Source organism: Clostridium formicaceticum, assembly GCF_001854185.1.
GTDB lineage: Bacteria > Bacillota > Clostridia > Peptostreptococcales > Natronincolaceae > Andreesenella > Andreesenella formicacetica.
The window spans coordinates 2,842,146-2,857,466 of sequence record NZ_CP017603.1; the positions used below are offsets into that span (position 1 = coordinate 2,842,146).

The 15,321-nt window shown below is 32.0% G+C and carries 12 protein-coding genes; 9 read left to right on the top strand and 3 right to left on the bottom strand.

Annotated features, from left to right (window positions below; all coding sequences use genetic code 11):
* Positions 1-311: 311 nt before the first annotated feature.
* The 3 genes from BJL90_RS12685 (at position 312) to hutH (ending at position 7,928) form a co-directional block, all read left to right on the top strand.
* A complete protein-coding gene (locus BJL90_RS12685; RefSeq protein ID WP_070968561.1) occupies positions 312-5,705 on the top strand; it encodes a diguanylate cyclase in 5,394 nt (1,797 codons plus the stop codon).
* Positions 5,706-5,769: 64 nt separating this feature from the next.
* On the top strand, positions 5,770-6,012 hold the full coding sequence (locus BJL90_RS12690; RefSeq protein ID WP_070968564.1) for a YkuS family protein: 243 nt from the start codon (positions 5,770-5,772) through the stop codon (positions 6,010-6,012).
* Between the two features lie 392 nt (positions 6,013-6,404).
* Positions 6,405-7,928: a histidine ammonia-lyase gene (gene hutH / locus BJL90_RS12695; protein WP_070968567.1), complete on the top strand. Its 1,524-nt coding sequence runs from the start codon at positions 6,405-6,407 to the stop codon at positions 7,926-7,928.
* Positions 7,929-7,962: 34 nt separating this feature from the next.
* Here the strand turns inward: hutH and BJL90_RS12700 are convergent, their stop codons facing one another.
* Entirely contained in the window at positions 7,963-8,247 is a 285-nt protein-coding gene (locus BJL90_RS12700; protein WP_070968570.1) for a hypothetical protein, read from the bottom strand.
* A 198-nt stretch (positions 8,248-8,445) separates the two neighbouring features.
* On the opposite strand from BJL90_RS12700, the gene BJL90_RS12705 reads away from it, so the two are divergent.
* The 6 genes from BJL90_RS12705 to BJL90_RS12725 all read left to right on the top strand — a co-directional run bounded on the left by BJL90_RS12705 (position 8,446) and on the right by BJL90_RS12725 (position 13,065).
* Complete coding sequence (locus BJL90_RS12705; protein WP_070968573.1) at positions 8,446-9,231, top strand: hypothetical protein; 786 nt, start codon at positions 8,446-8,448, stop codon at positions 9,229-9,231.
* A 71-nt stretch (positions 9,232-9,302) separates the two neighbouring features.
* Positions 9,303-9,473 carry a DUF896 domain-containing protein gene (locus tag BJL90_RS21505; RefSeq protein ID WP_081561978.1) on the top strand — a complete coding sequence of 57 codons (171 nt, stop codon included), beginning with the start codon at positions 9,303-9,305 and terminating at the stop codon, positions 9,471-9,473.
* 176 nt (positions 9,474-9,649) lie between these two features.
* A complete protein-coding gene (locus BJL90_RS12710; protein ID WP_070968577.1) occupies positions 9,650-10,132 on the top strand; it encodes a hypothetical protein in 483 nt (160 codons plus the stop codon).
* Positions 10,133-10,378: 246 nt separating this feature from the next.
* Positions 10,379-11,530: a sensor histidine kinase gene (locus tag BJL90_RS12715; protein WP_081561979.1), complete on the top strand. Its 1,152-nt coding sequence runs from the start codon at positions 10,379-10,381 to the stop codon at positions 11,528-11,530.
* A gap of 26 nt (positions 11,531-11,556) precedes the next feature.
* Positions 11,557-12,201, top strand: a complete 645-nt coding sequence (locus BJL90_RS12720; RefSeq protein ID WP_070968584.1) for a response regulator — start codon at positions 11,557-11,559, stop codon at positions 12,199-12,201.
* 39 nt (positions 12,202-12,240) lie between these two features.
* A complete protein-coding gene (locus tag BJL90_RS12725) occupies positions 12,241-13,065 on the top strand; it encodes a DegV family protein (protein ID WP_070968587.1) in 825 nt (274 codons plus the stop codon).
* Positions 13,066-13,277: 212 nt separating this feature from the next.
* Here the strand turns inward: BJL90_RS12725 and BJL90_RS12730 are convergent, their stop codons facing one another.
* Positions 13,278-14,177: a selenium metabolism-associated LysR family transcriptional regulator gene (locus tag BJL90_RS12730; RefSeq protein ID WP_070968590.1), complete on the bottom strand. Its 900-nt coding sequence runs from the start codon at positions 14,175-14,177 to the stop codon at positions 13,278-13,280.
* A 66-nt stretch (positions 14,178-14,243) separates the two neighbouring features.
* The gene (locus tag BJL90_RS12735; protein ID WP_070968594.1) at positions 14,244-15,161 is read right to left on the bottom strand and encodes a cation diffusion facilitator family transporter; all 918 of its coding nucleotides are present in this window, start codon (positions 15,159-15,161) and stop codon (positions 14,244-14,246) included.
* Between the last annotated feature and the right edge of the window lie 160 nt (positions 15,162-15,321).

Genomic DNA, 15,321 nt, shown 5'->3' on the forward strand with positions numbered 1-15,321 from the left:
GATTATTCTTTTAAAAAATGAATAACTATACATCTTGAATTTCAATTTGCTAAAAACTTTATTTACAGCATTTACTTGTGTTTTTTAGTCAAGGGTGAAACCCATAGACCTTGGCTATTAAAATTTAGGTTTAGAGCATATAACTATAAGGTATCGATTTTAACAAAAGACCTATAGGCTGACAAAGAAAATTTCCAAAAAATCAAAAATATGGTACAATAGTCCTAGTTAGTAATATAAATGTTTATTACATATATATAGATATATGTTTCGTTTTGGTAACAAAAAATGTTTTTTAGGGATGGGATACTATGGAACTAATTAACAATAGATATAAAATCATTCAATCTTTAGAAACGAATCAAAAGCAATATGTTGCAATAGATCTATTTAAAGGAGAGCAAAAAGTTTTTTTATATATTGTTGATGATATTAAGCTCAATAAAGAATTTATTAATTATTGTATAACTTATTTTTATGAAATTTCTTCTCTAATTCATCCCAATATTCTTTCAGTCTATCATTTTAATATTATAGAAACCATTGATGATCAACCTATGAAGAAAACAAAGTATTATTATACGACGGAATACGTTAATAATGAAAAATCTTTAAAGGTGGATACTCCTTTTGATAAGAATAAACTATTACTGTTGTATCGCCAAATTTTTAGTGGGATAGAGTTTTTACATTTTCATGGAATGATCTATAAGTTTATAAGTTTGGAAACATTATTTATACAAGAATCTGAGGATGGTTTTACAGTTAAGCTTTTAGATCTAATCACGATTAAAAAGAAAGAAATAGATAAAAAGTATAGAGAATTTTCTACTGATTCTTTTATAGCGCCAGAGGTAGTTTGTGACTTTGCTTTAGGAAATTATACTGACATTTACTCTTTAGGAGGAATATTGTACTATTTTTACACCTTAGAAGTTGTCAGTGCCAGTAGGTTAACGCAAAAGATTAATTATTTTCACTGGAATGGTGAGAAAAGTTGGGAAATAACCTTGTTTAAGTTAATTCAAAGGATGATTCATACTGACTTAAGCGATCGGTTTCACACCATTTATCAAGTAAACGAAGAAATCGTGAAATTATATGGCATAGAAGAAAAATTCGAAAATCAGAAACAACTAGAGAAGTTAAACTTTAAAACCCCTATCATAGGAAGAGATAAAGAACTACAACAAATACTTTCTCTACAGAAGTCAAATAAAGATAGTCTGGATGAAAATTATAAAAGCTTAGTACTAATTCATGGAGATGAGGGTATCGGTAAAACTAGACTAATAAAAGAAGTTTTGTACAGAGTAAGATTAGAAAAACATAAAACCTTTAACACCAGGATTTTATCAGAAACGCAAGACTTTTATAGTGTAATACCAAAACTTATAAGGCAAATGCTAAGTTTAGCTACGCCAAATATTATAGAAAAATATTATATTGAGCTGCTTAGATTGACACCGGAAATTGGTGTCAATAAAAATATTACCTATGATACAGAACTGTCAGAAGATAAGGAAATATTAAGACTCTATGATAGAGTGACAAACTTTATTATAGATTTATCTTTAAAACACCCTATCATGATTACATTGGATGATATACATTTGGCGGATGTATCTGTTGTTAGGTTTGTAGACTATTTTCATAGTATTAATACTATGAAGAAAGCTTCAGTGACAATCATTGCTACATTTAACAAGGAAAACCATCGCTATACTGAAATAGAAGAGTATATAAAAAGATGGTCTAGGTTGGATTATATTCTTGATATTAAGCTAGGAAGACTTACAGTTGAAGAAACAGCAAAACTAATAAAGCACATATTAGGCTGCAGCAAAGAACCCTTAGATTTTGCTACAGAAGTGATGAAGGATACAGAAGGAAACCCTGGTGTTATAGAGGAGCTATTAGAAGAGCTCTATGCTCAAAACCTATTGACCGTGGATTATTATGATGTTCATAAAGGGTGGTTGTGGAGAGTAACAGAAGATGATTACTCAAAAATAAAGCTATCGAAGGGCTTTGATCAAGCCCTATTAAAACAGATAGATGGGATAGATGATGTACAAAAAAAAGTATTAAAAATCATGGCGGTGTTTAAAACTTCCGTATCTTTAGAGATTATTACTAAATTGTTAGGAGAAGATGAAAACTATATTAATCACATTGATCGTTTAGTGGCATTAAAAGTTTTAGATGAGAAATTAGAGGATTGGGGATATGCTTATAGTTTTCATAGTAAGCAGTTAAAGTACTATATCTATTATAATATAGACAAAGAAGAAAAAAGAAGGTTACATGTTCTTATAAGTGAAATATTAGAAAAGCTTTATAAAAAAGAAGATAGAGAGAATAAAGAAGAATTGATTTATCATTTACTACAGTCAAATCAACGGGATAAAGCGATACATTATTGTATAGAGGCTGGGGATGGAATGTGCCGCTTGAGGATTTATACAGAAGCGTTAACTTTTTATGAAAATGCGTACAGACTGCTAGGGGAAAACGATGAACGAAAGCTACAAATTTTAATTAAACTAGGAAATACCTACCAAAGACAAGGAAAAAGTGAAAAAGCTATTCACTATTATAGGGAAGCAGTTTATTTGGCTGAAGCAGAAGGAGCCTACAAAGCCCTTATCGATATAAAAAATAAAATAGGCTATATTTATCTGCTGAAGAATCAATTGAAGGAAGCTATTAACAGATTTGAAGAAAATATAGAAATGGCAGAAAATCATAGTTATTTCCGAGGATTATTAGAGGCGGGTTATCTTTTGAGTACAGTATATATAAGTACTAGAAGAATAAAAAAGGCTGAGTTTCTTTGTAATACATACCTTAATCTAGCTTATAGTCATAACAGCTTGGAATATATAGGTTTATTCTTGAACCAAAAGGGTGTTATAAAGCATTTAAGAAGCGATGCTCTAGAAGCGATTAGGTTTTTTAAAGATAGTATAGGCTATTTTGAAAAAGCTAACAAAACCCAAGAAATAGCAGGTACCTTAAACAATATAGGAAATGTTTTTGTAGAGTATTTTCAAAATAGTGAAAATGCTAGAAAGTATTATGACAAAGCATTAAAAATTGCTCAACAGTATAACGATTTTGAAATGATGATAAAAATCTATAATAGCATAGCTGTTGCTTATATTTTAGAAGAGGAATATGAAAAGGCAATAGAATTGTTAACAAAAAACACCTCTCTATCATTAAACTTTCCAGACCACACGACAAGATTTCTTTTATACATCTACTTTACGCAATGTTATTTAAATACTGCAGAATATAATAAAGCATATAGCTATTTAATCAAGGCAAAGGAAGAACTGCAATTATATTCTGAAGAAGCTCTATATTTTGAAATGTACTATGAGGTGGAGACTGAATTATATATGGCAATGGGGGCATATGAAGAAGCGTTAGAAAGTTGTAGGATTTTCTTTACGGATTTTAATAAATCTCATCCTAAACGAAAACTAAAAATGAAACTGATGAAGTTTTTTGCTTCTTATTGTCTAAATGAAGAAGATGCAGATATCCTGCTTGATATTATGAAAGAATATAAGAAAACCTTCTATAGTAAAGATATAGGAGAGCTTTTATTTTACTCTACGCTATATTACTGCTATAAAAAAGATGCGGCTAAAGTACAACAAATACTACAAAGAGATCGTGAATTAAAAGATGTTACCCGTACCAAATATTCTCCTTATAAAAGGAGGTATATAGAAGCATTAGTAGAGGATTCTCCTAAGGAAAAAATAAGACACTTAGAAGAAATAGCCTCTGAAAAGTGTCTAGAAGGTTATAAAGAGCTAAAATGGAAAATTTATCAGGAACTAGGAGAAGCTTATTATCAGCTAAGGGATGATTACCATGCTATAAATTATTATTTAAAAGCCATATATACCATTAAGATGATATTTTTAAATGTACCAGAGAAATTTAAAGAGAAGTATATATTAAGTGAAAAAAAATATGATATAAAACTAAAATTATCTACGATAGAAGCATCTATAAAAAACAAACCTTTACCTGATTTAAGTAACAGCAAAGTTGATTTAGATAGTTATTTTAAAATAAGCCACCTACAGCAGCTGTTTAAAAATCCCGACTTTTATGAAAAGGCTATAAAGCAGTATGAAAAAAATTTCCCGGTAGGAATTAACAGTATCGAAGAATTACTAAGTCAGCTAGTATATCATACAAATCAAAACTTAGATTTAGTATTAAAGTTAGCTGCAAAAAAAGTGTTGGCAAAAAAAGCAATCATTGTTAGTGCATACAATCATCAAGAAGAAATTGCGCGTTTTGGTGAAAAAAGCGATATAGAAAAAATAACAGATATCTTAGAAAGCGTTTCTAAGAAACAAAAAGGATTAATCATTGACAATATCAAAAGTTTGATAGAAAGTGATAAGGAGTTTCTCCACTATGAGAGGAATGCCTTTATTTGTTTACCTATTTTTCAGAAGGGGGAACAAAATAAAAATATAGAAAATGACTTAAGAAGGGAAAACGTAAAAAAAATATTAGGCTATTTATATATGGAAACCAATGAGGTATTTCACAATTTTACTTTGGAAGGATATGAGGCCTGCGAAAAACTCTTGCCATTGACTTCGATTTTATTAGATAATTATTACTTAAAAATTTCTTCCTTTGTGGATAAACTGACAGGGGTATATACTAGAAAGTATTTTGAACATATGTTGTTAGAGGAATTTGAAAAAGCAAAAAATCAAGGGGGCACCTTTTCTATTATTATGTGTGATATTGATCATTTTAAAAAGATCAATGATACTTATGGTCATCAACAAGGAGATTTTATACTGACAAAAGTAGGTAAAGTGTTGATGAAGAATATTCGTAAAACAGATATTGTTGGGAGGTATGGAGGAGAGGAGTTCATCATATTATTACCTGATACTACAAAACAAGAAGCTTATAAGGTAGCAGAAAAAATGAGGAAGCAGTTTGAAAAACTGGAGTTGTTGGAGAATAAAGATAAAATTACCTTAAGTTATGGCATAGCTTCCTATATGGAGGAAGGTATGCATAAAGAAGCCATTATCGAAAAAGCCGATCAAGCTTTATATGCTGCGAAGGAAAGAGGACGAAATCAAACGGTAGTTTGGGAAGCGGGTATAGGGTTTACTGACAAGAGAATCGATAAGTTGGCAGGTATTGTCAAAGGCAATATTGTAGAAGATCAACGAAATGTATTAGTATTGATGGAGGCAATAGAACTAATAGGAAGTACTGAGGAAGTTGCTAATAAAATATTTATTTTATTAGGAAGACTGATAGAAACCCTAGAGGCTCAGGAAGGTATCTTATTTAAGGTAGAAAACGCAAGAGTCGTGCAGCATTTTAATAGAAGAAGATTTTGTAATGAGTGGGTAGATGAGATAAATTATAATCAAGATTTAGTAAAAAAAGCACTACACACAGCAAAAGGAGAATATTTAATTGATTGGCAAGATATTAAAACCACCAATATTCTAACTGGAACACCCAACTGGAAGTCTATTATTATCGTGCCTATACTATTCTGCGGAGAAATAAAGGGAATACTGTACCTTTCGGTACCATTGATGGAGAAGGAGTTTGATTTTCAATCCTATAATCTTGCAAAAACAACCAGTAGTATTATAGCACCCATACTAAATACGATGGATGTAGAATAATATCTCTTACAAATTCAAATAATAGTAGTGATGCTATTGAACTTTTAGGAGGTATCTATAAACAATGAAGAAAAAAATTGCTATTGAAGATGGATTAGCAGATGTAAGAAACTATTTGCAAGAAAAAGGTTATGAAGTAGAAGGTCTGAAAAACGATAACTTAAATAAGTATGATGCAATCATTATAGCTGGACAAGATAGCAATGTATTAGGCATGGAAAATGCTGTAACAAAGTCTCCGATTATTTCAGCGCGAGGACAGTCAGCAGAAGAAGTATACCAGCAACTTCAAAGTAGAATAAAATAACTTTTAAAGCCCTGTAGGAATTACAGGGCTTTTTATGAGGAATAATATAGCCCTTAGCATGTTGAGATGCATAGCCGTATATTTATGGCTTTATAACTTTAACCAATTAAAAAGTTAGATTGCTAAATAAATTGTAAATGTTGCAAAAAAATTGTAAAGAAAGTATAATATGAATAGGAAGAAATATCTTTACAATTTGAGTTGTGCAATTATTTAATATCGTACAAAAAATTAAATAGCATGCTTGTGTTTCGTTTTAAGAATTGACGGCGTTAAAATTTTTTCAAATGCTTTCTAATGAATACATTTGATTCTCTTTTAAAGGAACTAGAAAAGTTGTACAAGTGGCGTTTACGGGTATTGTTAATTTTCCATATAAAGGAGCGAGTAGATTGCATACAATTTTAATTGATGGAAACAGTTTGACACTAGAAGCGATTGTAGAGGTGGCAAGAAAGGATTACAAAGTAGATTTAACACCTACGGCAGTAGAGAAGGTGAATAGAACAAGGGCATTAGTAGATAAATTTGTGGAAGATGAAAAAATAGTTTATGGTATTACTACGGGATTTGGTAAATTTAGTGATGTGGCAATTTCTAAAGATGAAACAGCAGAACTTCAAAGAAACTTGATCATTAGCCATGCTTGTGGTGTGGGAAATCCTTTAGAGGAAGAAGTTGTAAGGGGAATTATGTTATTAAGAGCCAATGCTTTAGCAAAGGGACACTCTGGAATTCGTTTAAGCACGATAAAAACCTTGATAGAAATGCTAAATAAAAGAGTACATCCCATCATCCCTGAGAAAGGATCTTTAGGTGCTAGTGGAGATTTAGCGCCACTTTCTCATATGGTACTGGTGATGATAGGGGAAGGGGAAGCAATATATCATGGTAAACGAATGCCGGGAAGAGAGGCCATGGAGAAAGCTGGTATACCAACGATTCAATTAACCTCTAAAGAGGGATTAGCACTAATCAATGGAACACAGGTAATGACTGCAATAGGAGCTTTAACTGTTTATGATTGTAAACAATTATTAAAGCTTGCGGATATAGCAGCAGCGCTTACAGTAGAGGCACAAAGAGGGATTGTAGATGCTTTTGATTGGAAGCTTCATCATATAAGACCTCATTTAGGACAACAGCAGACTGCTAAAAATCTATTAAACCTATTAGAAGCTAGTACTTATACCACAAGGCAGGGAGAGTTAAGGGTACAGGATGCTTATACCTTAAGATGTGTTCCTCAAATTCATGGGGCTAGTAGAGACGCTCTTGCTTATGTGGCGTCAAAGATAAATATAGAAATTAATGCTGCTACAGACAATCCTCTTATCTTTCCTGATGAAGAAGAGGTAATTTCTGGTGGAAACTTTCATGGCCAACCGATGGCATTACCCTTTGATTTTTTAGGTATAGCCATTGCAGAGATTGCTAATGTCTCTGAGCGAAGAATAGAAAGACTAGTAAATCCACAATTAAGTGGACTTCCAGCTTTTTTAACAGCAAAGGGAGGGTTACACTCAGGCTTTATGATTGCTCAGTATGCTGCCGCAGCTTTAGTTTCTGAAAATAAGGTCTTAGCACATCCTGCCAGTGTAGATTCTATACCATCCTCTGCAAACCAAGAAGATCATGTTTCGATGGGGACGATTGCAGCAAGAAAGGCCAGAGAGATCTATCGTAATACGGTAAACGTTTTGGCTATTGAGCTAATGGCAGCAGCACAAGGAATAGATTTTTATAAAGGCTATTCACTTGGGAAGGGAACAAGTAAGGCTTATAAATTAATAAGAGAAAGTATACCTATGCTTCAAGAAGATAGGGTGATGTATTTGGATATTAATAAAGGGGCAACGTTAATAACAACCCACCGAATTGTCGAAGCCGTAGAAAAATATGTGGAACTACTATAGATAGCTGAAAATGAGAGGAAAATCCTCTCATTTTTTAATAGCCCTCCAGAATCTCTAAAATTCTATCTAATTTAGCCTTCTGTTCTTCATCTAAAAAAGGTAGCATCTGGTCAATAATTTCTTGCTGGTTAGGGATAAGGTGTTTAAGCCTACCTAACTCCTTTAGGATTTCTTCTTCAGATTTTTGACTATATTGATTGAAAATATTAAGTGCTTTCTGATAATCTTCTTCAGAAACCATGCTCTTAACCTCCTCAAGTTTTGAATAGTCTCCTTTTTTAGCAGCTTCAAGAAGCTCATTTAACTTTCTTTGATCCATTATTCTCCCTCCTGATTTTTATGAATTCACTTTAATATTTTTCTTAATAATTTTTCTATCTATATAAATTATGCATAGAAGATTGTTTTTGCCACTAAATAATAGGAATTTTATTAAAAGCATTTAAAACTTTAATAATTTTGCAGGCAATGAATATACATTTAATATTGGAGTTTATATATAACAAGGAGGTAATTTATGGAAAAAACCAATAATAAAGAGAAGATAAATATAATGCTGAGTGAGGGTCATATAAAGTTTTTTGGTCTAATATTTTTATTTTTTTTACTAACTTCTGTAAAAAAACCTATCAACAAGTTTAGTTTAACAGAATTAGATGATATAGAATTAGAGAAAAAATGTAGACTCCTTAATAGGATTAAAGGATATATGAGCAAAGAAGAACAGTACGTTGTTCATAGAGCAGAAGTCATTCTACAGATTATTGGTAAATTAAAATTGTTGCTAGAATCACCGCAGTTACATAGTGCTGAGGTAGCTTATCACTCTTTAAGCCTAGAGGAGAGAAAAAGAAATATGTTGCTAGACTTGAGTAAGCATATGGAGGGAGATCAAAGAGAGATCATCCATACAGTTATTGATTTAGATATGAAAACAAAAACTATAGAAAAAAAATTGAGAGAATTAAGTGAGGTTACTCAAAGTGGCATAAATCTGGAAAATATTGAAAAATTTATAGAAATCGTAGAGCCCCTACTGGGAGGAGAAATAAAGGACAAAACAAAAGATATTAAAAAAATCACAGGCATGTTTAAACTGATAAAATCATTGGAGGAAAAGGGCACTTTAAATGAAGAAGACCTTCTGCATATAATATCTCCTTATATAGAACCACAACAAAGAGATTCTTTAATGAGGATGATGCAAATTGCTAAAGCGGTTAGCGGTAGCCTAAATAATCCTCCTTCCAGCGAGGCAAATTCTCCCTCTCAAAAGGAAGAAAATAAAGAAATAGATACCTAATGACCTTTAAAGAATAAAAATTTTGTGGTATATTGTTACTAGCACAAGATTAGTAAGGAGTTGTTTTAGTTATGTTATCAAAAGAAAAAATCCAAAGAATTAATGAATTAGCAAAGCTTTCGAAGACAAGAGAACTTACTTTGCAGGAAAAAAAGGAACAGGATACTTTGAGGAAAGAATATATAAAAGTTTTTAGAAGTTCTTTTAGGAAACAATTAGATTCTATAGAAATTGTAGATTAAGATTTCGGTGTCTCTTCAACAGAAAGCTACAACATATTGTGTGATATTGGATGGATGAAAAAAAATGGCACTAAATGTTGAAAAATTTTTAACCGTTTGTACCAAAATAAACTAAATTTCTTAATCCTCCTTCTTTATAATGAGTAGTAATTAAACAAAAGAAGGGGGATTATATTGTGAAAAAAATAGTAGTACTTTTTTTCTTGGTTGTTTTATTGATAGGGCATGAAAACTTTATCTTTGCTTCCTATAAAAATGAAGAGGTTTCAGAAGAGGAAATACAACAACAATTACAGAAAATTTTTGATAAAAGAATAGATGTATGGAATGCTTTCATGGTAGGACAGTATTCTTCATTGGAAAGCATACAAGGTGATTTAGAAGATTATACTGCGGAGCCTTTATTGTCCATTGACATGAATACTTACGAAGGGATTATGAGCAGCCCTAGTTCCTATGAAATTATTAAAGAAGTGAATATGATAGATTGTAAAGCTATAAAGACCAATAATATAAAAGGGACTTATCTGGTTAAGATTCTTTGGGGGATACAAAGTTATGAAGGATTTTCCTATGAGGAAGTAGAATACATAGTAGAAATGGTCAATATTAAAAATAGATGGTTATTAAGTGATTATCAGTTAGCGACAAAATCATGATAGGAGAGAAATCTCCTATTTTTATTGCAAAAATTATTATAATTATAAAAATTATTATGATAGAATGATTTTTATAATTATAATAATTTTTTACAGTGGTTAGAGAAAAACACCTTTTGTGGAAATAAAAAAGGTAACAACTTCCTATTCGTTATAGAAAATAATTATTCGTGTAGAAAGGAATTATGTCATGCTTTGTAGAAATAATTTATAGTGGAAAAGCTTTTAATGAGGGGAAGGACATCAATGAATAGTCATGTATTGGGTATAACAAAAATGAATGAAATTTTTACTAAAATATTAGTGTCCATAGAGGAAAGCAAGTCAGAAATTTTTGATATTGCTGAGAATATTATGCGAGAATGTAGCCAGTTAGAGGGACAGCTAGAGGAAATAAAGGAGAATATACGACATCTTATTAAAGAAGTAGATGAGTTGGAAGGATTAGAAAAACAAAGCAGAAGGGAACTTCTAAAGGTAAGCAAGGATTTGAAAAATTACCGAGAAGAAGATATTCGCCAAGCCTATGAAAGAGCCAATAAACTGCAGATACAATTAATTGTAAAGCGACAACAAGAAAATGAATTCATTAAAAAAAGAATAGAGGTTGAGGTAAGATTAAAAAATGCAAAAAAGACGCTGGAAAAGGCAGAGGGTCTTACATCAAAAATGGGGGTTGTTCAGGAGTTTTTAGAGGGAAATTTGCAGGATATTAGCAATGCATTACAGGATATTAAACAGAAACATATTATGGGAAGAAAAATTATTCACACACAAGAAGAGGAACGTAGGAGAGTGGCACGGGATATTCATGACGGTCCTGCTCAATCCTTAGCGAATTTAGTAATTAAAGCAGAAGTATGTGAAAAGCTATTAGAGGTAGATATGCAAAGAAGCAAGGCAGAGCTTCAGGACTTAAAAAAATGTATTAGAGAAAGTATCAAAGACATTCGAAAAATTATCTATAATTTGCGACCCATGTCGATAGATGATGTAGGATTTATCCCAACAATTCAGAGATACATAGAAAACTTTCAAAATGAAACAGACATTATCGTAGATTTTATTAGATTATCTGAATTTACATTAGAAGACTCGATTAAAAGCCTATGTCTTTTTCGGATTGTACAAGAGGCTTTAAATAATGTAAGAAAACATGCAAAAGCTACCAGGGTGAAAATTCATGTTGAAATGAATCAAAAGGACATAGCTTTAAATATTACAGACAATGGAATCGGTTTTGATATGGAAGAGATAAAGCTTAGGGAAAAGGAAGTAAGTGGATTTGGCTTGCTTAGTATTCAAGAAAGAGTAGAACTGTTAAATGGTGATGTGGATATAAAGAGTGTCTCTAATAAAGGCACAAAGATTTCAGTAACAATACCGATACAAGATTAAACATAGGATGGAAGTGAGGAGCTTATATGAACAAGATTCAAATATTATTAGTAGATGATCATTCTTTAGTAAGACAAGGATTAAAACAGATACTAGAATTAGAAAATGACCTACAGGTCGTAGGGCAAGCTGGAGACGGAGAAGAGGCGCTACTAAAAGTGCAGCAATTAAAACCAGATATAGTTTTATTAGATATAAATATGCCTAAACTAAATGGAATACATACACTAAGGCGATTGAAGGATATGGATAGCACAATAAAAGTAATTATGTTAACCTTTCATGAAGACAGAGAATATCTTTTTGAAACCATCAATTTAGGCGCTAATGGTTATGTACTAAAAGATGCAGAAGGGGATAGTTTAATAAAGGCTATTAGAGATGTATACAATGGTGTTGCTTATATACATCCCAGCATAGCAACGGATTTAGTAAAGGCTTTTAATAACAGAACTACAAAAGAAGGAGAAGAAGTAAAGCTAACCAAGAGAGAATATGAAGTGTTGACCTTAATTGCTGATGGATTAAACAATAAAGAGATTGCCTGTAATCTCTTTATAAGTGAAAAAACTGTAAAAAATCATGTTTCTAATATATTTAAGAAAATTGATGTAAATGATCGAACGCAAGCGGCAATTTATGCATATAAACATAATATAAAGAAAATATAAAAGTAGATAAGAGTAAAATGTGAATGGAGGTCAAGTTCAATGCAGATTATAACCGATAGTTCCTGTGATTTACCACAGGAGTTACTGAGGGAGCATGATATCTTAGTGGTACCCTTAAGCATCGAGATTGATGAAAATAATTATGTCGATTGTGTTGATTTAAGCCATGAAGACTTTTATAAGAAAATGGAAGCCTCAGAAAATCCTCCGAAAACTTCTCAGCCTTCACCTCAAAGTTTTATCGATACCTTTAAAGAGGGTTTGCAAAAATGCGGAGAAATTCTTAGTATTCATTTATCATCTAAATTAAGTGGTACATATAGCACTGCAATGATGACGAAAGATATGGTGAATGGAAAGGTTGAAGTTTTTGATTCTTTGAGCGGCTCATTAGGCTTAGGGCTTCAGGTATTGAAGGCTTCACAGCTGGCTAAAGAGGGATGGAGTGTAGAGAAAGTCATAGAAAAGCTAAAGGAATATAGGGAAGAAATGAAGGTAATTGTTTATTTAGAGACTTTAGAAAATGCGGTTAAAGGTGGAAGAGTAACAAAGACAAAGGAAATTGTTGCGAACCTGTTGAATCTAAAGCCAATTGTTCATGTAGAAGAAGGGTATGTAAGAATATTAAAAACAGTACGTGGAAAGAAAAAAGCTATGAGGACATTGATTGATATGATGGAGGAAAAAAATGTTAGTTTTAAAGATCGTATCATAGGTATTACCCATTGTGATTGTTTAGAAGAAGCTTTAAAGTTAAAGGAAGAAATTATTGAAAAATTTAATCCAGCTCAGGTTATGGTTACCACCATGGGTCCAGTTATTGGTACGCATTCAGGGTTAGGTGGCCTTTTGGTTTGTTTCTAATAAGAAACAAACAGGCTCTTTACTCCTATAGGTATATGCTTATTATATATCATTGAATTTTTATAGTGAGAATCTATGATTACACCCTTGACTAAGAATTTAATCAAGGGTGTAGCTGTAAATCGTATACGTTTGCAGGAAATAGCCACAATACTCAATTCATGTAAGTAAAAAAGTCTTGAAGAAATTTGCATATTAGCTGGAGCTTTCACTTATGCATTAAAATATTCCCATACAAATTTTCGAAAGGCATCTTCTAAAGGAGAGGGAGATCGATATTTGTGACATACTAAATAAAAGTTTCGATCTAATTCCATATCTTTTATTTTAAAGGCCTTTAGTAGATGATGCTTTACTTCATCTTCAATAGCATGCTTAGATAAAAAAGATACGCCTAGTCCCTTCCTAATACACTGCTTAATCGCTTCGGTATTTTCTATATAAGCAATGATCTTTAGATCGTCTATATCTACCTTATGTTTTTTTAAAGTAGTTTCTAATAACGCCCTTGTCCCAGAACCTCGTTCACGGAAAATGAAGTTTTCTTGTAATATATTCTCAATGTTTATTTCAGATGCAAAAGAGTCATAGGGTTCACCACAGGGAGTAACTAAGACAATTTCATCATTGGTTAGTTCTGAATATTTCAACTGACTATGGGCTATTTTCGCTCCTACCATACCAAAGTCTATTTCTCCGTGGAGAATACCCTCAACCACCTGCTTTGAATCATAGTGAAACATATTAAAAGTAACATCAGGATAAGCTTTATTAAACTTACAAATAATATCAGGAATAATGTACTGCTCAGGGATTGTGCTGCAGGCTATTTCTATATTCCCTGTAATCTTTCCTTTGAATTCCTCCAGTTTAAATTTTGCATTTTCTTTTAAGTTAATAATATTCACAGCATAATCATATAAAACTTCTCCTGCCTTTGTAAGAGAAATTTTTTTATTGGTCCTATTAATAAGGGTAGTTTTTAATTCTTTTTCCAAATTAATAATATGGCTGCTAATAGTAGGCTGCGTTAGATATAAATAATCTGCAGCCTTTGAAAAACTTTTGAACTTTGCAATGGCTACGAAGGATTCAAGTTGTTTAAAGTCCATAATAAGACCCCCTTACTATTCTTCATAGTCCAATAGTAACATGCAAAAACTAAAAATTCAATCTCATCACTCATATTTCAGCCTGCATTCTTTACAATTTTCCAGTTCCATATGCTTACAAGGGTTCACATGGATAAGGACATCTTGAATATCATAGTTGCTTTGCATAAGATTTTTCTTAGCTCTAGCAGCAGCCCCATGCCCTTCTTCTACAGTAATATTGGGGTTGACACAAACCTTCATGTCTACAATGAGCTTTGAACCATATTGTCTTACTTTAATATCCTGCACCTCTTTAATTCCCTTTGCTTGAAAGGCGGCTTCTCTGATTTGTTCTAATACTTCTCTTGAAGGAGCTGTATCCATCAAAGCAAGAATCGCTTGCTTATAGATAGATATACCAGTTTTTAGTATAAGGATAGATACAAAAACCCCTGCTAAGGGATCCATCACTGGATAGCCATAAAGAGCCCCACCTATTCCTATTAAAGCAGCTATAGAGGAAAAGGCGTCGGTTCGATGGTGCCAGGCATCAGCAATAACAGCAGGACTATTAATTTTTTTTCCTATTTTTACTGAATACTGATATAAAGCTTCTTTAAATACAATAGAGATTAAAGCGATATAGATTGCCATGGAGTCCGGAGGTGCAATTGTAGGATCTCGTAAAACTTTTAAAGCTTCATATCCGATACCTACGGCCGTAAGAATCAAAATAATAGCCAAAAGTTTTGATGTAATTGTTTCTGCACGATGATGACCATAGGGGTGTGATGCATCTGGAGGCTTATGAGCAATTTTTAATCCTTGTAATAAAATAATAGTGCCAAATAAATCAGATGCAGAGTGAAAGGCATCTGCTACTAAAGCAGTACTTCCTGCTAAAATTCCTATAATTGCCTTAATGATGGTTAAAAAAACATTTATTACTAGACTAATAATAGATACCTTCTTAGCTTCTTGATATCTTTCCTGATCTTGCATAAAAAAATCCTCCTTTTGAAGTTCTATAAAACAACCACAGTACATATTATCTGAATACAATTGCAACTATATGCAAATACTTTTATATATAATATATGCTCCTATACTTGAATTTTAATATATAGGATCTACGATTTTATCCTCCGCTAAAAAATTTAGG

Coding starts and splice junctions, on each gene's coding strand:
- BJL90_RS12705 (WP_070968573.1), top strand. CDS start 8,446: ATGGAAAAAACCAATAATAAAGAGAAGATAAATATAATGCTGAGTGAG.
- BJL90_RS12725 (WP_070968587.1), top strand. CDS start 12,241: ATGCAGATTATAACCGATAGTTCCTGTGATTTACCACAGGAGTTACTG.
- BJL90_RS21505 (WP_081561978.1), top strand. CDS start 9,303: ATGTTATCAAAAGAAAAAATCCAAAGAATTAATGAATTAGCAAAGCTT.
- BJL90_RS12715 (WP_081561979.1), top strand. CDS start 10,379: ATGAATAGTCATGTATTGGGTATAACAAAAATGAATGAAATTTTTACT.
- BJL90_RS12720 (WP_070968584.1), top strand. CDS start 11,557: ATGAACAAGATTCAAATATTATTAGTAGATGATCATTCTTTAGTAAGA.
- BJL90_RS12690 (WP_070968564.1), top strand. CDS start 5,770: ATGAAGAAAAAAATTGCTATTGAAGATGGATTAGCAGATGTAAGAAAC.
- BJL90_RS12735 (WP_070968594.1), bottom strand. CDS start 15,161: ATGCAAGATCAGGAAAGATATCAAGAAGCTAAGAAGGTATCTATTATT.
- BJL90_RS12685 (WP_070968561.1), top strand. CDS start 312: ATGGAACTAATTAACAATAGATATAAAATCATTCAATCTTTAGAAACG.
- BJL90_RS12700 (WP_070968570.1), bottom strand. CDS start 8,247: ATGGATCAAAGAAAGTTAAATGAGCTTCTTGAAGCTGCTAAAAAAGGA.
- BJL90_RS12730 (WP_070968590.1), bottom strand. CDS start 14,177: ATGGACTTTAAACAACTTGAATCCTTCGTAGCCATTGCAAAGTTCAAA.